The following is an 18,463-nucleotide window of genomic DNA, read 5'->3' on the forward strand; positions in this document are numbered from 1 at the left end:
TCAACTCCCCTCCGAAAGCACCTCGGCGCAGCCCCCTGCAGGAGCGGACCTTGTCCGCGATAGCCGGAGGCATCGGCGCGATTCGCGGATAAGATCCGCTACGCCGCCCCACCCACGCCATTCCCATGTAGGAGCGCGCCCTGCGCGCGAAATCGCGGGCAGGGCCCGCTCCTACAGGTTACCGGGAAGCATGGTATTCCTCCTCTCCCGTAGGAGCGGAGCTTGTCCGCGATAGCCGGAGGCATCGGCGCGATTCGCGGATAAGATCCGCTACGCCGCCCCACCCACGCCATTCCCATGTAGGAGCGCGCCCTGCGCGCGAAATCGCGGGCAGGGCCCGCTCCTACAGGTTTCCGGGGAGCATGGTATTCCTCCTCTCCCGTAGGAGCGGACCTTGTCCGCGATAGCCGGACGTCCCGGCGCGGATCGCGGATGAGATCCTACGAAGAGCTTCTGCCGGAAACGAAGAAGGCGCCCCGCGGGGCGCCTTCTCGTGCTTCGATGCTTACTGCTGGCTAAGGATCAGCCGGCCGCTCTTGTCCACCGGGATCTGGCTGCCCGGGTCGCGGTCCATGCGCACCTGGCCGGCCTTGCCGTCGAGCATGTACTTGACGTCGTAGCCCACCACTTTCTCGCTGGTGTCGTTCACGGTGCTGCAGCGGGTTTCGGTGGTGGTGTAGGTGTCACGCTCCTGCATGCCTTCCTGCACCTTGTTGCCGGCGTAGCCGCCGCCGACCGCACCGGCCACGGTGGCGATCTTCTTGCCATTGCCGCCGCCGATCTGGTTGCCCAGCAGGCCGCCGGCGATGGCGCCGATGGCGGTGCCGACGATCTGGTGCTGGTCCTTGACCGGGCGCTGGTGGGTGACCGCCACGTCCTTGCAGACCTGGCGCGGTGTCTTGATGGTCTCCTTGACCGGCTGGACGGCGACCACCTCGGCATACTCGGGGCCGCGGTCCACCAGGCTGTACGTGGCCACCGCTCCACCTGCCGTAACGCCGACTGCGCCCAACACGGTACCGATGAGCAACGACTTGTTCACATAGACCTCCTGGCTTTCCTTTCATATGGGCACTTGCCCTTGTCCTTGCCTTGGAGCAGGGAATCCTTAGGAAAGTTCCGACATTCCTTCGCGATGCGCCATTGCATGCCGACACACGGCCGGATCGCGCACAAAGAAAAACTCCCGCCGGAGCGGGAGTTTCGAGGAGCGGCGGGACAGCCTCAGGGGCGGTCGTCGACTTCCTTGGCCTGCGGCGGGATCAGGTCCTCGGCCGAGAGCTTCAGCCAGATCAGCACCACGTCGGCGATGTAGATCGACGAGTAGGTGCCGGCCAGCACGCCGACGAACAGCGCGATGGAGAAGCCGAACAGGTTGTCGCCGGCGAAGAACAGCAGCGCGGCGATGGCCAGCAGGGTGGAGATCGAGGTGGCCAGGGTCCGCAGCAGGGTCTGGCTGGTCGAGATGTTGATGTTCTCGATCAGGCTCGCCTTGCGCAGCACGCGGAAGTTCTCGCGCACCCGGTCGAAGATCACGATGGTGTCGTTCAGCGAGTAGCCCACCACCGCCAGCACCGCGGCGAGCACGGTGAGGTCGAAGGTGATCTGGAAGAACGACAGCACGCCCATCACGATGATGGCGTCGTGGATCAGCGAGAGAATGGCGCCCACGGCGAACTTCCACTGGAAGCGGAAGCCGACGTAGATGAGGATGCCGCCCAGGGCCAGGAGCATGCCCAGGCCGCCCTGGTCGCGCAGTTCCTCGCCGACCTGCGGGCCGACGTATTCCACGCGCTTGAGGCTCGCCGGGTTCTGGGTATCGGCCTGCTGCAGCGCCGCGGCGACCTTCTTGCCCAGCTCCGGGTCTTCGCTGGGCATGCGCACCAGCACGTCCCTGGTGTCGCCGAAGCTCTGCACCACGGCCTCGGCGTAGCCGGCCTTGACCAGCTCGTCGCGGACCTTGCCCAGGTCGGCCGGCTGCTGGTAGTTCAGCTCGATGAGGGTGCCACCGGTGAAGTCCAGGCCGAAGTTGATGCCCTTGGTGATCCAGCTGCCGAGGGCGATCAGGGTGAGGACCAGGGTGGCGGCGAACGCGATGTTGCGCACGCCCATGAAGTTGATGGTACCGATCTTGATATTCATCTCATGATCCCCCTTAGATCCACAGCTTCTTGAAGTCACGCCCGCCGAAGATCAGGTTGACCATTGCGCGGGTGACCATGATGGCCGTGAACATCGAGGTGAGAATGCCCAGCGACATGGTCACGGCGAAGCCCTTCACCGGGCCGGTGCCCATGGCGTAGAGGATGCCGCCGACCAGCAGCGAGGTCAGGTTGGCGTCGACGATGGCGGTGAAGGCGCGGTTGAAGCCTTCGTGGATGGCGCGCTGCACCGACATGCCGCCGGCCAGCTCCTCGCGTATCCGCGAGAAGATCAGCACGTTGGCGTCCACCGCCATGCCCATGGTCAGCACGATACCGGCGATGCCCGGCAGCGTCAGGGTCGCGCCGAGGATCGACATCAGCGCCACCAGCAGGACCATGTTGAAGGCCAGGGCGACGGTGGCGATCACGCCGAAGAAGCGGTAGATGACGATGATGAACAGCGACACGAACACCATGCCCCACAGCGAGGCGTCGATACCCTTGGCGATGTTGTCCGCACCCAGGCTCGGGCCGATGGTGCGTTCCTCGGCGAAGTACATCGGCGCGGCCAGGCCGCCGGCGCGCAGCAGCAGGGCCAGTTCCGAGGACTCGCCCGGGCCGTCGAGGCCGGTGATGCGGAACTGGTTGCCCAGGGCCGACTGGATGGTCGCCAGGCTGATGATCTTCTTCTCTTCCTTGAAGGCCGGGACGGCGACTTCCTGCTCGACGCCGTCGACCACCTGTTTGGCATAGCGGGTGATCGGCTTCTGCTCGATGAACACCACCGCCATGCTGCGGCCGACGTTGTTGCGGGTGGCGCGGTTCATCAGCTCGCCGCCGTGGCCGTCGAGGCGGATGTTCACCTGCGGGCGGCCGTTCTCGTCGAAGCTGGCGCTGGCGTCGGTGACCTGGTCGCCGGTGATGATCACGCTGCGCTCCAGGGCCACCGGCGGACGGCGCGGCTCGCGGAATTCGAAGGTCTCGGTGGCCGACTTGATGGCGTCGGGCTCGGCGGCCAGGCGGAACTCCAGGTTGGCGGTCTTGCCGAGGATGCGCTTGGCTTCGGCGGTGTCCTGCACGCCCGGCAGCTCGACCACGATGCGGTTGGCGCCCTGGCGCTGCACCAGCGGCTCGGACACGCCCAGCTCGTTGACGCGGTTGCGCACGGTGGTGAGGTTCTGCTTGATCGAGTATTCGCGGATCTCGGCGAGCTTGGCCGCGGTCATGGCCAGGCGCAGCACCTGCATGCCGTTGCGCGAATCCTGGGTCACCTCGAAGTCGCGATAGTCCTTGGCGATCAGCGCCTTGGCCTTGTCCAGCGATTCGTCGTCGGTGAAGCCCAGCTGGATGGCGCGGTCCTGCACCGGCAGGCTGCGGTAGCGCAGGCGCTCCTTGCGCAGGGCGCTCTTGATCTCGCTCTCGTAGACGTTCAGGCGGGCGTCGACGGCCTTGTCCATGTCCACTTCGAGGAGGAAGTGCACGCCGCCGGAAAGGTCGAGGCCCAGCTTCATCGGGTGGGCGGCGATGCTGCGCAGCCAGTTCGGGGTGGTCTGCGCCAGGTTCAGGGCGACCACGTAGTCGTCGCCCAGGGCGCGACGCACGATGTCCTTGGCGGGAAGCTGGTCTTCCTGCTTGACCAGGCGGATCAGGCCGCTGTTCTTGCCGAGGCTGCCCGCCTTGACGGCGATGCCCGCGTCGGTCAGCGCCTTGCTGGCCTTGTCGATGTCGGCCTGGGTGATCTGCAGCGCGCTGCTGGCGCCGCTGACCTGCACGGCCGGATCGTCCGGGTAGAGGTTGGGTGCGGAATAGATGAAGCCGACGGCAAGCACCGCCAGGATCAGCAGGTATTTCCACAGGGGATATTTGTTGAGCATTGATACCGCCCGTTATGACGCGGGGCGCTTCATGCGCCCCGTCTATTGGTTTTCTTTGCCTGGAACTCAGATGGCCTTGAGCGTGCCTTTCGGCAGGGTCGCGGCGATGGCGCCCTTCTGGAACTTCAGCTCGACGTTGTCGGCGACCTCGACGACCACGAAGTCCTCGGCGACTTTCAGTACCTTGCCGGCGATACCCGCGGAAGTGACGACTTCGTCACCCTTCTGCAGGCTGGACAGGAGGTTCTTGTGCTCCTTGTTACGCTTGGCCTGCGGACGCCAGATCATCAGGTAGAAGATGACCAGGAAGCCGACCAGGAAGACCCACTCAAAACCAGTGCCCATCGGGCCTGCGGCGGCCGCGGGAGCAGCGGCGTCGGCGTAGGCGGCGGGAATCAGAAAGCTCATCGGATACTCCTGTCTCTATATTCTTTTGGAAAATCGGGATCAATCGCCCAACGGCGGCGTCGGAAGGCCGCGTTTGGCATAGAAGGCGTCGACAAAGGCGGCCAATGTACCCTGTTGGATTGCCTCGCGCAAACCAGCCATAAGCCGCTGATAATGCCGCAAGTTATGGATGGTATTGAGCATGCTGCCGAGCATTTCCCCGCACTTGTCCAGGTGATAGAGGTAGGCGCGGGAGAAGTGCTTGCAGGTGTAGCAATCGCAGGTCGCATCCAGCGGCGACTCGTCGTGCTTGTGCACGGCGTTGCGGATCTTGATCACCCCGGTATCGACGAACAGATGGCCGTTGCGCGCGTTGCGCGTGGGCATCACGCAGTCGAACATGTCAACGCCGCGGCGCACACCTTCCACGAGGTCTTCGGGTTTGCCCACCCCCATCAGGTAACGGGGTTTGTCGGCCGGCATGCGCGGCGGCAGGAAGTCCAGCACGCGGATCATCTCTTCCTTGGGCTCGCCCACCGACAGGCCGCCGATGGCCAGGCCGTCGAAGCCGATCTCCTGCAGGCCCTCCAGCGAGCGCATGCGCAGTTCCTCGTGCATGCCGCCCTGGACGATGCCGAACAGCGCCGAGGGGCTGTCGCCATGGGCGATCTTCGAGCGCTTGGCCCAGCGCAGCGACAGCTCCATGGAACGCTTGGCCACGTCGAACTCGGCCGGGTACGGGGTGCACTCGTCGAAGATCATCACGATGTCCGAACCCAGCGCGCGCTGCACCGCCATGGACTCCTCGGGGCCCATGAAGACCTTGGCGCCGTCCACCGGCGAGGCGAAGTACACGCCCTCTTCCTTGATCTTGCGCAGCGCACCCAGGCTGAACACCTGGAAGCCGCCGGAATCAGTGAGGATCGGCCCCTGCCACTGCATGAAGTCGTGCAGGTCGCCGTGCTTGCGGATCACCTCGGTGCCCGGGCGCAGCCACAGGTGGAAGGTGTTGCCGAGGATGATCTGCGCGCCTATGCCCTCGATGTCGCGCGGCAACATGCCCTTGACCGTGCCATAGGTGCCCACCGGCATGAACGCCGGGGTCTCGACCACTCCGCGGGGGAAGCTCAGGCGGCCGCGCCGGGCCTTGCCGTCGGTGGCCAGCAGTTCGAACTTCATGAAACTCATGGATCAGTCCTCGGGCCCGCGCGGCGCGGGGTTGCGGGTGATGAACATGGCATCGCCGTAGCTGAAGAAACGGTATTCGTGCTCCACCGCCGCGGCGTAGGCGGCCATGGTCTGCGGGTAGCCGGCGAAGGCCGAGACCAGCATCAGCAAGGTCGACTCGGGCAGGTGGAAGTTGGTCACCAGGGCATCGACCACATGGAAGGGCCGGCCCGGGTAGAGAAAGATGTCGGTGTCGCCGCTGAAGGGCTTGAGCTGGCCGTCGCGGGCCGCGCTCTCCAGCGAACGCACGCTGGTGGTGCCGACGGCGATCACCCGGCCGCCACGGGCGCGGCAGGCGGCCACGGCGTCGACCACGTCCTGGCCGACCTCCAGCCACTCGCTGTGCATGTGGTGGTCTTCGATCTTCTCCACGCGCACCGGCTGGAAGGTGCCGGCGCCGACGTGCAGGGTGACGAAGGCGGTGTCCACGCCCTTCTCGCGGATGGCCGCCAGCAGCCCTTCATCGAAGTGCAGCCCGGCGGTGGGCGCGGCCACGGCGCCGGCGCGCTCGGCGTAGACGGTCTGGTAGCGCTCGCGGTCGGCGGCTTCGTCGGGCCTGTCTATATAGGGCGGCAGCGGCATGTGCCCGACGCGCTCCAGCAGCGGCAGCACGTCTTCGGCGAAGCCCAGTTCGAACAGCGCGTCGTGGCGCTGCAGCATCTGCGCCTCGGCGCCACCGTCGATGAGGATCTTCGAACCCGGCTTGGGCGACTTGCTCGAACGCACGTGAGCCAGCACGCGGCGGCTGTCCAGCACGCGCTCGACGAGGATCTCCAGCTTGCCGCCGGACTCCTTCTGGCCGAACAGCCGCGCCGGGATCACCCGGGTGTTGTTGAACACCATCAGGTCGCCCGGCCGCAGGTATTCCAGCAGGTCGGCGAAGTGACGGTGGCTGAGGGCGCCGCTCGGCCCGTCCAGCACCAGCAGGCGGCTGGCGCGACGTTCGGCGAGCGGATGGCGGGCGATCAGGGCCTCGGGCAGATCGAAATGGAAGTCGGCGACGCGCATGGGGTATATCTCGAAGGGCCGGACATATTACTGGAATTGCGATGGCATCGCCACGCGGGTGGATTGACCGGTACCGAGGGCCTCCCTATACTGCCGCGCCATTGCCTCGGTGGCGGAATGGTAGACGCGGCGGATTCAAAATCCGTTTCTGGCGACAGAGTGAGAGTTCGAGTCTCTCCCGGGGCACCAAATAGAGCCTGCAAGATATTGATCTTGTAGGCTTTTTTGTTTCTTGTGGCGTAATTTTGGCGTAATAAGACTAGCACTCAACAGAATGCATTGCGCCGAGGATGGCTCTCGGCCGCGCCCAAGCAGGAGGCGTTGATGGGTTCCGAGGTTACTCGCGTTCGTGAGCGAAAGAAGAGTCGCCAGCTTATAGAAGAGCTGTACAGTGACTCGATGAACGTATACATCGTTCATTATTCGTGTGAGTCCTTTTACGAGAACTCCACCGGCGGATCCACCCGCGTTACCTCCATCGCCATCAGAAATCTCAAGACCGCTCAGACCAAGTCATGGTCAATCCACAAGGCGGCCGAACTTGAGAAATGCCTAGACTCCATCCCCGAAAACTTTCCGCGCCTTGAGCGAATGATGCTAGACGGATATTTCGAGTTCCTTCGCTCTCATAGCAACTGCTACTTCATCCACTGGAACATGCGGGATGAAAACTATGGGTTCTATGCCCTGGAGCATCGCTATAGAGTTCTCGGCGGAACCCCCTTTGAGCTGCAGGACAATCGCAAAGTCGATCTCGCGCGCGAGCTCGTGACCCTCTACGGGCGCCAATACGCTCCGCACACATCTGAGTCTGGCCGGAAAGGCCGTATTTTCAGCATCGTTGAAATCAACCGGATGACCGACAACGACGCGCTGACTGGGAAGCAAGAAGCCGACGCTTTCGTCGATGGGGAGTATCTAAAACTCCATCAGTCCACACTACGGAAACTAGACATTTTCTCAAACATCTTCGAGCGCACCCACGACAAAACGCTCAAGACCACAGCCAGTTGGATGGACATCTACGGCATCTCGCCGGCCTACCTCGTCGAACAGATCAAAAGCCATTGGCTTGTGACTTCCTTTCTTCTTGGCGCAGGGGTCCTCTATGCTGTCGTTAAGTACTGGGAATCGATAGCCGCAATCTGGAAGGCCCTACACTCCAATTGACCGGGCTCGCGGACGGCTGAGTCAGCCAGACCGACTTCGATGCTTATCGGGTCAGCACGGACGTCGGCAATACCCGGAACCAGGGCGCAGAGCTGATCACCCCCTGGGGCGCGAAGTGCAGAACGGCTAGGATCGGTAAACCGCCACACCCTTGCCTATGGGCTTCCATTCCTATTGCGGCGAGCTTGGTCGGAGCATGATGAACGCCTCGACCTGCTGGCCACCCTTCGGCTCTGCCGGCACCAACGTACATGCCGGCCAACCTGGTGGCCCGGGAACATCGATGAGCACGCCGAGGAGTGGTATTCCCAAACTCCGTGCGCGCCGGCCTTGTTGATCACGCGATCCAACTGCAGGATGGAAAAGCCGTCCTCTTTGCGGATGATAAGCATGGCGAAATCCTAATGAATGGGGTCGGCGTTTTAGCTACGATAGAGGATCACGCGCCGCTCGCCATGCGCAACTTCTCACTCATGGACAGAGAAAAAGATGAAGCTTCCAATTGCTATCGCCTGCACCGCCTATGTGGCGACCTTCGCAGTAAGCGCCGCGCCTGCTAACTGTGGCGGACTCAGGACATCCTCGCTCTCGATACTAACCTCAGCCTGTAAGTACGAGATGGCTAAAACAAGGCCATTGTCTCGCTCTGGCAATTGCGCCCAATTGCAAGATGAGGCCTACCGGGTTGCCGCCGAGATCCAGGAGAAAGGCCTCAACTGCAGCGGGCAAGATTTGCGTGATACGCAGACTAACTTGCGCCAAGCATCAGATGCTGTGGACGCAGCCATCAGCCATGGCTTCGAGCCATAACTCACGCTGCAAAGAAACATCGACGGCATGCTACTGGCAGGCTTGCACCGCAGCCCGGAGCTGCGCCTCGTAGCCAAGGTGCTGCTGCCGCTCTGCCAGCAACGCCCTCACCTTCACCTGCAGGCTGTCCCCCTTCTGCAAGCTTGCCGTGGCCCAGGCCGGCTCCTACACCGCAGGCGCCCGGCACGGAACAGCCACAGGCACCTCCACGCGCATCGTGCGCGGCTCGGCATCCTGCCGGCCAGCGCATCCCGCCAGCGCAAACACCGCCCCCAACACCATCACGCACTTCATAGCCACAGCTCCTTGTCGATGAGCTCGACGGCCACCTGCGCCGGATCGCCGGCGATGTGCTCCTGCTGCAGGCGCTGCGCGGCGGCGAAGTGCTGGCCGGCCTGCTGCTGGGCATCTGCCACCGCCTGAGCGGCCTTCGCCTGCCGCTGCTGAGCTTGGTTGGTCAGGTCGCCGAGCTTGGCGCCCTGCTCCTGGGCCAGTGCCTCGAGGTTACCCCGGGCGGCGCAGCAGGCAACCAGGTACTGGCTGGCCCGGTCGATCTGCGGCCGGTAGTGTCCGGCGGCCAGCCACACGCCCAGGCCGGCACCGCCGGCGACCAGCAGCAGCGAGGCCAGCACTAGGGCTGCAGGCTTCGCGAGTAGGCCGGTCATGCCACCACCCCGCCCGCTGCACGGTATTGCTGCACTAGGTCCTCGATGCAGTGCTCGCGCTAGCCGTACCCTGCGCCCGGCAGGCTGGCCCAAATGTTCGAGCACTTCGCGATAGCCTCGCGCACGCGCCCAGCCTGGATGTTACCCAGCGCCCCGCGCTCGCGGATCTGCTGGATAGCTACACGGTACTGACTCTCCGGACTGAAATCCTTGAGCTGCAGCAGGTCGCGGTACGGCTTCCATCAGCGGAATAGCAGTTGGTAGCGGCCGACGGCCGTAGACTTCAGGCCCAGGTCGTTCACGGTCACCAGGAGTTCGGGTGGCCGGCGTAGTTGTTGAAGGTATTCGGCGAGTCGACGCTGCCCACCACCACGTCGTAGCCGCCGTCCTTGGTGTAGCGGCTGGTCCGGGTGCCTTCGCTCCAGGCCAGCATGTCGAGGAAGGCACAGACGTTCTTGCCGCCGGCATTACCGGCACTGATTCGGGACATGGTTTTCCTCCGGACATGAAAAAGCCCGCTCAAGGCGGACTGTTTTAGCGATGTTTGTCTCGTACTTCTAACAAGAACCAGTAGCAATAAATTCAAACTCAACAATCTCAAATTGATATCGAAAATAAAAAATCAGAAGACGAAAAAGCTCTATAACTCAGCAGGCAGTTCCCAAAAAATCGAGTTGAAGGAGCACGTCATGACAGACGAAGAAATGATGGACAAGGAAATTGCAGATTACTTCAACGCACCAGCCGGAGGGATTCGCCCGCAGTTAGCACCAGTTGTCTGCGCTAATCGCGATTTGATTATTGGCTTCCTCACCGCAATCATAGATGTTCTGCCGAACCCGCTTGCTCGGGCTGGCGCACGCTATATCTTGAAGTTTGCGAAAGGCTGGATGGATTTGGAGTGCGGTAAAAAATAAGCATGCCGCCGCCCGCCAACGCATTATCCGGCGGGCGGCACTTCTGCGTCTCACACCTCCAAGTCGTACTGCGGCAAATCAGGGGCTGGACCAGTGACCTGGCCGTCGACCAGGAAGGCGTTCTGGCCCGCGGCCACCGAGGTGCCCCGGGCGAGCACACGGGCTCCGGTGCGCAACTCCACCACGCTGGTACCGGCGGCGGTGTCGACACTGACCACCTCGTCCACCGTGCGGGAGCCGCCCGGCAGCAGGTCGATGAATTTCTTCCAGGGATTCACCGTGGCCATCAGCTGCTGCTCCCGTAGTGTCGCTCGATCCGCAGCATCTGCCACACCCTGCTGGCCCCAGCGCCGTCAGCGGTGATGTCGACGCCGAGGCACAGGCCGCGCCAGGTGGCATCCGAGTCGCGGAACTCGACGATCATGCCCGGCTGAACTAGCCCGGGGGTGTTGCCGCCGCCTGCGAATAGCGGGATTCGCCGCGTCTCGATGGCCTGGCTGCCGCCCTTCGACAGTTCGCAGATGCCGCGAGCGCGCGCCACGTCGGTGTCGATCATCCAGTCCTCCATGACGTCCGCCGCCGGCTCGTCGCCAGCCGTGCCAGCCCGACGCACCTGCACGTTCCCCCCGTAGTTGGTCCCGTTGACGTAGACGAAATTCCACTCCGGCTGCGGGCTCCACCCGCTACCCCACTCGGCGACGATCTCCGCCGGCACGATGCAGTCGGGAATGGCGCTCCCCCAGTACCAGGTCGCCTCGCGGTAGCGCGGCAGGATGGTGAAGGCGTCACCGGCCAGGGCCGGGCGCACGATGCCGCCGGCCACCTCGGCCAGGCGGTGGATCACCTCCATGGCCGTCATTTCCGTGTAGCTGAAGGCCTCGGCCGGCAGCGTCCAGTCCGGCGGCCCCATCGACATCGTGTCCCAACTGGCGGTGAAGCCGGTGAATTGCAGTTGGTCGTCGACGATGTTGCAGGCGTTCCCGGGGCACCATCCAGATTCCCAGCGAATCTCGGAACACCAGAAGAACCGGCCATCGAGCCGGTTTTTTGTTGCCTGCCCTTCCCCGCCCTTCCCTCTGCAAGCCCCTTCGGGCTCCGCCATGCCGCGTCGCGCCCCGCGAACGGGGCGGCGGCTCCAGCCCATGCCCCGCCTCTTCGCCAATCGCCGGTTTTTTTACTACTCTGCTCGGCAACCCGAGGTGTCCGCATGGCGAACATACTGCTTGCATGCATTGAACCCCTGTTCAGCGCCGGTGCCAGCTCCGCCCTGAAAGACCAGGCGCATGAGGTTCCCACCTGTGTGTTCAACGGGGCCGCCGCGATAGCCGCGCTGCGGAGCACTGCGCCGGACCTGCTGGTGCTCGACTTCATGCTTCCGGATACCAACGGCACCGAAGTCCTGCAGTGGCTGCGGCAAAGCAGACGCAACCTCCCCGTGCTGGTCCTGGGAAACGACTACCAGCCCCATTTCATCGATCTCGCCCGCCAATACGGGGCAGCCGGGTACCTGTCCAGGTCCGAGCCGCCCGAGCAGTTGCTTCTCGCGGTTCGGACGCTGCTCAGTGGCCGGACCTTCTTTCCGCGCCATGCCTTCGAGGATGTGTCGCGGCGCCCGGGCGACCGCCAGGAGAGCCGGCTGCTGGCCACCCTGTCACCCCGCGAGCTGACCGTGATGAAGCAACTGGCGCAGGGCAACCCGATCAAGTCCATCGCCGCCACGATGAAGCTGAGCCCCAGCGCCGTCAGCACCTACAAGACGCGCCTGTTCCAGAAGCTGGACCTGCACTCGAACGCGGACCTGCTGGCGTTCGCCTGGCGGCATGGCGTCGCCCCCGCCGCGGGCCTGGGGAAAATGCATTTCGCCAGCGGGCAAGGCTCGCGCCTGCAGGAATTCATCGAAATGCTGCCTTTCCCGACGGCACTGCGCGCGCGGGACGGGGCCCTGCTGCTGTGCAACCAGGGCTTCGCCGACCTGCATGGTCTTTCCCGGCAGGCGTGTCTGGGCATGGAGATCGCCCCCAACGGCATCGTAGGGGAACAACTCACCGAGCAGGTGCGTCGTGGCTATCTCAAGGCCGTGGCCGACGCCAGATCCTTCGTGTCGGATTTCGTGGCCCACTTCCCCCAGGGCCCCCGCACCGTGCGGGTCTGGGGCGTGCCCCACCGGGACGAAAGCGGCCAGGTGCTCGGCATGCTGTGCGCGATCGTGGATGTCAGCGACTTCGACAGCGAAGTGGCACAACTGACGCAAGCGCAGCAGCGAATGCTCTCCCTGCGGCAGCTGCGCACCCATTTTTTCATCGCCGAATGCAAGCGCTTCGAAGAGCAGCTATCGATCCTGGAAGAGCAACTGGCCGACCTGGCGAAAAGCACCCCGGAGGCGGCTTCGCTGCGAAACCCCGTCGGCATGCTCAAGCGACATACCGAGCTGCTGCTGGAACTGGCCGAACTGGACCAGGGCAACAGGGTTCCGCTACCGGAGACCTGCGACCTGAGCGCGCTCACCAACCAGGCGCTCGAGACCTTCGCCAGGCGCTACGCCGCCAGCGTGACGCTCTCGCTGCCGCAAACGGCGACATGTGCCTGGATGGACGCCGAACTGTACGGCGAACTGTTGGCGACGGCCCTGGCCTTCGTCAGCGCGGAGTCCTCGGCGAACCTGCATGTGGAAGCACGGCAGGAATACCGCGGCCACGGCGAATCCGTCTGGCGGATCGACGTGAACACGCCGGATGCCGGCCTCCCCTTCGACAGGTTCGACGCCCATCTCGGCCTGGCCAGGCGCCTGGCCCCCCTGATACGGGCCTCGCTGACGTTTTCCGGCTTGCCCTTGCGGCTGCCCTGCGTCATCGAACTGCAGTTGCTCTCCGGCCCTGAACCGCCTTTCGGTCCGCCGCCCTCGCCGTCGACGTAGCGCAATCGCTACAACGATCCCGGCGCATCACGACAGCCACACGAAGCCTTCGGCCATAGCCTGCCCCCATCGTTTTCTTGGGAGCAGACATCATGTTCGGATTCAGCGCTCATAGCCTTCGAACGAACGCCAGAGGCCGCGGCCGGCGTGGCCGCCCCTCGCAAGCCACCTGGCTGCTCATCGCCCTGGCCTGCTGGCTGTTCGCCGCAATGGTCAACGCCAGCGAAAGCCAGCAGCTTCTGGGCACCGCCCATGCGGCCTATCTCGCCGGCGATTTCCAGGGCGCCGACCGCCTCCTCGACAAACTCCTGGCCAAGGGCACCAGCAGCGGACGGCTCGAAATGGAACTGGCCCTGGTCGACGACGCCCTGGGCAGGCCGCAGCAGGCACGGCGCCACTACGACCGGCTGGGCCGCTCCGTCTGGAGCGACCTGGTCGCCCTGCCTTCTGCCGCCAACCTGGCCGCCCTGGGGCGCTACCGCGACGCCGACCGCGCCTTCGCGCAAATCGCCTCGAAGGGCGCGAACGCCGATGAGAAGGCCTATGCGCAGCTCTGGCGGCTATGGCTGGTCACGCGCGACAACGCCTCCTCCAGGCGCGCCCGCGACACGGCGTTCAAGCGCCTGCTCGCCGCAGTGCGGCCCGACGACGCGGCGCAGCACGCGCTGGTCGAGCTGTATCGCGGCAAGGCCGACTCCGCCAGTGTTTTCGCGGCGATCGACCGGATGCCGCTGACGCTGCCGCAACGCCGGGCCCTGATCGCCGAAGCCACCCTCTTCGCCGGCGGCTACCTGCAAGGCATGCGTAACGACGCTGCCGCTGCCCGATGGCTCTACCAGGTGGAGCTGGGGCTACCGCCGGTGGCCTGTCCGGAGCGCCCGCTGATTGCCCAGGCGGCACGCGCCCTTCCCCCTCTCCCCACCTCGAACGCCCGCTGATCCCGGATCAGGGGCCTCTCACCATTTGCGGGGAGCTCCCCGCAAGGAGTTTCTCATGAACAAGTCATTCCGACTGGTCTGGAGTGCGGCGCGCCGCGCCTGGGTAGTCGCCAGCGAATTCGCCAGAAACCACGGCAAGCACCGCAACCGCGGCCTGGCCGGCGCAGTGGGCCTGCTTTCCTCCGCCTGCCTGGCGCTGTTCGGCATTCCTGCCGGGGCGGTCACCGAAGCCGAGATCGAGGGCGACGACAAGGCCAGCGCCAGCCAGGTGGTCCAGCCGCGCGCCGAGGTGCGCCTGGGCGCCATGCTCACCAGCGTGCAGGAAGGCACCGGCGCCAGTGCGTCAGGTGTAAACAGCACGGCCCTGGGCGACTACGCCACGGCATCGGCAAGCCACGCCACCGCCGTCGGCCCGTGGGCGGCCGCCTATGGCGACAACAGCGTGGCGCTTGGACGAAATACCGAGGCCAAGGGCGACAGCAGCCTGGCCATCGGCCGCAACGCCGCCACCAGCCAGGCCAGCAGCACCGCCCTGGGCGCGTACTCCTCGGCATCGGGCCTGGCCAGCACGGCGATCGGCAAGGGAGCCAGCGCCCAGGGCGAGCACAGCACCGCGCTGGGCCTGGATTCGCAGGCGGCCGGCGCCAATGGCCTGGCCCTGGGGGCCTGGGCTGGCGCCAACCATGCCAACTCGGTAGCCCTGGGTGCCGGCTCGGCGACCGACAGGAACGATAGCGTCTCCATCGGCAACGCCAACCTCGACCGCCAGTTGACCCATGTAGCCGACGGCACCCAGGCCAACGACGCCATCAACCTTTCCCAGCTGGAGACGCTGCGCCAGCAAGGCGAAGCAGCGCTGCAGTCGGTTTCCGACTGGCTCAGCGACGTCTATGAAAGCGGGACGAAGTATTTCCAGGCGAACTCCGACAAGGCGATGGCCCAGGCCAACGGCCAGGACAGCGTAGCCATCGGCCCCGAGGCCGTGGCTTCGGGCAGCGACAGCATCGCCATGGGCAGCGCCGCCCAAGCCAGCGGCGCGAACGCCACTGCGGTGGGTGTCTCCGCCGACGCGGCGGGCGAACACGCCCTCGCCCTCGGGGCCTGGAGCCAGGCCACGCAACTGCGCAGCACCGCCGTGGGCGGTAGCGCCGAAGCCACCGCACAGGACAGCACCGCGCTCGGCGCCGAAGCCGAAGCCGCCGCCTTGGCCAGCACTGCCGTGGGCACCTGGTCCAAGGCCAGCGGCGTCGGCAGCGTGGCCATCGGCAAGGAAGCCCTGGCCTCCCAGGGCGATGCCAGCGCCCTGGGCATCGCGGCCCAGGCCACCGGCGACGGGGCGACCGCAGTTGGCGCAAGAACCGCAGCCAGCGGCGAAAACGCCACTGCGCTGGGCAAGCTGGCCAGCGCCACCGCCGGCGGCTCGACCGCGCTCGGCACGCAAAGCTCCGCCAGCGGCGCGAACGCCACTGCGGTGGGTGTCTCCGCCGACGCGGCGGGCGAACGCGCCCTCGCCCTCGGGGCCTGGAGCCAAGCCACGCAACTGCGCAGCACCGCCGTGGGCGGTAGCGCCGAAGCCACCGCACAGGACAGCACCGCGCTCGGCGCCGAAGCCGAAGCCGCCGCCTTGGCCAGCACTGCCGTGGGCACCTGGTCCAAGGCCAGCGGTATCGGCAGCGTGGCTCTCGGCAAGGAAGCCGTGGCGTCGCATCAGGGCAGCGTCGCACTGGGCCTGAACTCCGCCACAGGAGCGGACAACGAGGTCTCGGTCGGCAACGCCGACCTGCAGCGCCGCATCGCCAACGTGGCCGAGGGCACCCAGGCCACCGACGCGGTCAACCTCTCGCAACTCCAGCACCTGGGCGAAGAAGCGGCCGACGCCATTGGCGACGTAGCGGACTGGCTGGGCGACGTTTACCAGCGCGGTACACGCTACTTCCGCGCCAACTCCGAGCTCCCGGACGCCAACGCCAGCGGCGAGAACGCCATTGCCATAGGCCCGCAGTCCGAATCCAGCGGCAGCAACGCCATCGCCATGGGCACGGCGGCGCTGGCCAGCGGCGAGAACGCGCTGGCAGCCGGCAACCAGGCCCACGCATCCGGCCAGCACGCGACGGCCGTTGGCGTCAGGGCGGATGCCCTCGGCGATCGCGCCACCGCGCTGGGCGGCTGGAGCCAGGCCACCGGTGAGCGCAGCACCGCGCTGGGCAGCAGTGCCGAAGCCACCGCCAGCGACGCGCTGGCAGTGGGTGTCGATGCCGAAGCGAGCGCGAACTCCGCCACCGCCGTCGGCAACTGGGCGATGGCCCATGGCGTTGGCGCCACCGCGCTCGGCAAGGAGGCCCGGGCCAGCACCCATGGCAGCACGGCGATAGGCCTGCAGGCCCAGGCGACGGGCAGCAGCGCCACCTCCGTCGGCGGCTGGTCCAGCGCCAGCGGCGCCGGCGCCAGCGCCCTGGGTGTGCAGGCGCAGGCCAGCGGTGAAAAGAGCTCCGCACTGGGTACCAGCGCGCAGGCCAGCGGTCAGCAAAGCACCGCCGTCGGCGCCTGGAGCCAGGCCACCGGCGGGCACAGCGTGGCCTTGGGCAACAGCGCCGAAGCCACGGCGCAAAGCGCCACCGCCCTGGGCGCCGAAGCCGAGGCGGCGGCCCTCGCCAGCACGGCGGCCGGCGCCTGGTCCCGCGCTCTGGGCGTGGGCAGCACGGCCCTCGGCAAGGAAGCCCTGGCCTCCACCGACGGCAGCACCGCCCTGGGCATCGCCTCGGCGGCGACAGGCCAGGCCGCCAACGCCATCGGCGGCTGGTCCGTGGCCAGCGGCGAGCACTCCATGGCGCTGGGCACCGCCAGCCGCGCCGAACACGCCCGCAGCGTGGCCCTGGGCCATGGCTCGGTAACCGATGCCGACGACAGCGTTTCGGTGGGCAACCAGGATCTCAAGCGGCGGATCACCAACGTCGCCGCGGGTAGCGACGACACCGACGCCGTGAACGTCTCCCAACTCAACGCCACCCGCGACGAAGTGAGCGAACTGCGCGGTGACGCCCTGCTCTGGGACGACTCCCTGGGCGCCTTCAGCGCCATGCATGGCAGCGCCGGCGCAACCAGCCGCTCGCGCATCACCAATGTCGAGGAAGGCCGGATCGCCGCGGACTCCAGCGACGTGGTGGTCGGCTCGCAGCTGTACCGCACCGACACCCGCGTCAGCGCCCTGGAGGACGGGATCAACCAGACCGGCGTGTCACGCTACTTCCGCGCCAATTCGGAAAAGGCCGATGCCTCTGCGGCCGGCGCGGACTCCATCGCAGTCGGACCGGCCGCCTCGGCCACCGGCACCTCGTCCATGGCTCTGGGCGACGCCGCCCAGGCGAGCGGCGAGCGCAGCATGGCCGCCGGCGCCGGCGCCTCCGCCAGCGCGGCGGACGCCACGGCAGTGGGCAGCGCCGCACAAGCCAGCGGCGAGCGCAGTACCGCCATCGGCAGCGGCGCCAATGCCACCGCCAGCAACGCCGTGGCCCTGGGCGCGGACTCCCTGGCCGATCGCGACAACAGCGTTTCCGTGGGCAGCCAGGGCAACGAGCGGCAGATCACCAATGTCGCCCGCGGCACCGCCGGCACCGACGCGGTCAACGTCGACCAGCTCACGGACGCCGTCAACACCTCGGCCGGCGCCCTGAACGACAGCGTGGCGCAGGTGGACCAGCGGGTCAGCGATGTCCATAACCATGTGACCAACCTGCAGAACGGCACCGACGGCATGTTCCAGAGCAACAACAGCTCTGCGCTGAGCAAGCCGCAGGCTGTCGGCCAGGATGCGATCGCCGGCGGCGCCGGCGCCCAGGCCAGCGGCAGGAACAGCGCGGCGATCGGCACCAGGGCCCAGGCGAGCGCCGAGCACAGCACCGCGCTGGGCGAAAGCGCCCACGCCAAGGCCTCCAACTCGGTGGCCCTGGGCGCCAACTCGGTGGCCGACAGGGCGAACACGGTATCCGTCGGCAGCGCGACCAACGCCCGGCAGATCACCAATGTGGCCGCCGGCACCCAGGCCACCGACGCCGTCAACCTCGGTCAGTTGAACAGCGGCATCAGCGGCGCCAAGGCCTACACCGACGCCAGCTACCACGCCCTGCGCAAGGACATGAACGAACTGGACGACGAACTCAGTGCCGGCATCGCCGGGGCCATGGCCATGGCCAGCCTGCCCCAGCCCCATGCGCCGGGGGCGAGCATGACCTCCGCCGGCCTGGGCAACTTCCGTGGCGAGCAGGCGCTGGCGGTCGGCGTGTCGCACATCACCAAGGACGGCAAGTGGGTCACCAAGCTCCAGGGAAGCGCGGACAGCGATGGCGACGTCGGCGTCTCGGTAGGCGTTGGCTACCAGTGGGATTGACTCAGTGTGACGGGGGCGCGTCCGC

Annotated in this window: 15 protein-coding genes, 1 tRNA gene and 2 pseudogenes; 7 read left to right on the forward strand and 11 right to left on the reverse strand. The window is 66.2% G+C overall.

The window, feature by feature from the left end; all coding sequences use genetic code 11:
* Nucleotides 1–505: 505 nt before the first annotated feature.
* From IG194_RS07480 to queA, 6 genes are all read right to left on the reverse strand, one after another.
* Nucleotides 506–1,042: a glycine zipper 2TM domain-containing protein gene (locus tag IG194_RS07480; protein WP_009616158.1), complete on the reverse strand. Its 537-nt coding sequence runs from the start codon at nt 1,040–1,042 to the stop codon at nt 506–508.
* Between the two features lie 182 nt (nt 1,043–1,224).
* A complete protein-coding gene (gene secF / locus IG194_RS07485) occupies nt 1,225–2,142 on the reverse strand; it encodes a protein translocase subunit SecF (RefSeq protein WP_009616157.1) in 918 nt (305 codons plus the stop codon).
* Between the two features lie 13 nt (nt 2,143–2,155).
* Nucleotides 2,156–4,018: a protein translocase subunit SecD gene (secD, locus tag IG194_RS07490; protein ID WP_009616156.1), complete on the reverse strand. Its 1,863-nt coding sequence runs from the start codon at nt 4,016–4,018 to the stop codon at nt 2,156–2,158.
* A gap of 66 nt (nt 4,019–4,084) precedes the next feature.
* Nucleotides 4,085–4,426 carry a preprotein translocase subunit YajC gene (gene yajC, locus IG194_RS07495; RefSeq protein WP_009616155.1) on the reverse strand — a complete coding sequence of 114 codons (342 nt, stop codon included), beginning with the start codon at nt 4,424–4,426 and terminating at the stop codon, nt 4,085–4,087.
* Nucleotides 4,427–4,465: 39 nt separating this feature from the next.
* Entirely contained in the window at nt 4,466–5,584 is a 1,119-nt protein-coding gene (gene tgt / locus IG194_RS07500; RefSeq protein WP_024128478.1) for a tRNA guanosine(34) transglycosylase Tgt, read from the reverse strand.
* Between the two features lie 12 nt (nt 5,585–5,596).
* Nucleotides 5,597–6,640, reverse strand: a complete 1,044-nt coding sequence (gene queA, locus IG194_RS07505; protein ID WP_009616153.1) for a tRNA preQ1(34) S-adenosylmethionine ribosyltransferase-isomerase QueA — start codon at nt 6,638–6,640, stop codon at nt 5,597–5,599.
* A 103-nt stretch (nt 6,641–6,743) separates the two neighbouring features.
* Here queA and IG194_RS07510 point away from each other — a divergent pair.
* The 3 genes from IG194_RS07510 (at nt 6,744) to IG194_RS07520 (ending at nt 8,620) form a co-directional block, all read left to right on the forward strand.
* Nucleotides 6,744–6,829 (forward strand) — tRNA-Leu (locus IG194_RS07510).
* Between the two features lie 135 nt (nt 6,830–6,964).
* Nucleotides 6,965–7,810 carry a hypothetical protein gene (locus IG194_RS07515; protein WP_058487335.1) on the forward strand — a complete coding sequence of 282 codons (846 nt, stop codon included), beginning with the start codon at nt 6,965–6,967 and terminating at the stop codon, nt 7,808–7,810.
* A 489-nt stretch (nt 7,811–8,299) separates the two neighbouring features.
* A complete protein-coding gene (locus tag IG194_RS07520) occupies nt 8,300–8,620 on the forward strand; it encodes a hypothetical protein (RefSeq protein WP_160329387.1) in 321 nt (106 codons plus the stop codon).
* A gap of 30 nt (nt 8,621–8,650) precedes the next feature.
* Here the strand turns inward: IG194_RS07520 and IG194_RS32705 are convergent.
* The 3 genes and pseudogenes from IG194_RS32705 to IG194_RS07530 all read right to left on the reverse strand — a co-directional run bounded on the left by IG194_RS32705 (nt 8,651) and on the right by IG194_RS07530 (nt 9,775).
* Nucleotides 8,651–8,914 (reverse strand): annotated as a pseudogene (locus tag IG194_RS32705) (hypothetical protein).
* On the reverse strand, nt 8,911–9,285 hold the full coding sequence (locus IG194_RS07525) for a hypothetical protein (protein ID WP_058487336.1): 375 nt from the start codon (nt 9,283–9,285) through the stop codon (nt 8,911–8,913). The pseudogene IG194_RS32705 and the gene IG194_RS07525 overlap by 4 nt, the downstream one beginning before the upstream one ends.
* Nucleotides 9,282–9,775 (reverse strand): annotated as a pseudogene (locus tag IG194_RS07530) (lysozyme). The gene IG194_RS07525 and the pseudogene IG194_RS07530 overlap by 4 nt, the downstream one beginning before the upstream one ends.
* A 199-nt stretch (nt 9,776–9,974) precedes the next feature.
* On the opposite strand from IG194_RS07530, the gene IG194_RS07535 reads away from it, so the two are divergent.
* Nucleotides 9,975–10,202 carry a hypothetical protein gene (locus IG194_RS07535; RefSeq protein ID WP_058487337.1) on the forward strand — a complete coding sequence of 76 codons (228 nt, stop codon included), beginning with the start codon at nt 9,975–9,977 and terminating at the stop codon, nt 10,200–10,202.
* Between the two features lie 50 nt (nt 10,203–10,252).
* Here the strand turns inward: IG194_RS07535 and IG194_RS07540 are convergent, their stop codons facing one another.
* The gene (locus IG194_RS07540) at nt 10,253–10,489 is read right to left on the reverse strand and encodes a hypothetical protein (protein ID WP_058487338.1); all 237 of its coding nucleotides are present in this window, start codon (nt 10,487–10,489) and stop codon (nt 10,253–10,255) included.
* Nucleotides 10,489–11,346, reverse strand: coding sequence for a hypothetical protein (locus IG194_RS07545; protein WP_225617184.1), 858 nt, complete (start codon nt 11,344–11,346; stop codon nt 10,489–10,491). Before IG194_RS07545 ends, IG194_RS07540 begins: the two co-directional genes overlap by 1 nt.
* A 63-nt stretch (nt 11,347–11,409) precedes the next feature.
* Here IG194_RS07545 and IG194_RS07550 point away from each other — a divergent pair, with 63 nt between their 5' ends.
* The 3 genes from IG194_RS07550 to IG194_RS07560 all read left to right on the forward strand — a co-directional run bounded on the left by IG194_RS07550 (nt 11,410) and on the right by IG194_RS07560 (nt 18,438).
* A complete protein-coding gene (locus tag IG194_RS07550) occupies nt 11,410–13,116 on the forward strand; it encodes a LuxR C-terminal-related transcriptional regulator (protein WP_058487339.1) in 1,707 nt (568 codons plus the stop codon).
* A 92-nt stretch (nt 13,117–13,208) separates the two neighbouring features.
* Nucleotides 13,209–14,054 carry a hypothetical protein gene (locus IG194_RS07555; protein WP_009616151.1) on the forward strand — a complete coding sequence of 282 codons (846 nt, stop codon included), beginning with the start codon at nt 13,209–13,211 and terminating at the stop codon, nt 14,052–14,054.
* A gap of 55 nt (nt 14,055–14,109) precedes the next feature.
* Nucleotides 14,110–18,438, forward strand: coding sequence for a YadA-like family protein (locus IG194_RS07560; protein WP_058487340.1), 4,329 nt, complete (start codon nt 14,110–14,112; stop codon nt 18,436–18,438).
* The last annotated feature ends 25 nt before the right edge of the window (nt 18,439–18,463 follow it).

The sequence above is a fragment of the Pseudomonas sp. ADPe genome (assembly GCF_014843515.1).
In the GTDB taxonomy this organism is placed as follows: domain Bacteria; phylum Pseudomonadota; class Gammaproteobacteria; order Pseudomonadales; family Pseudomonadaceae; genus Pseudomonas; species Pseudomonas citronellolis.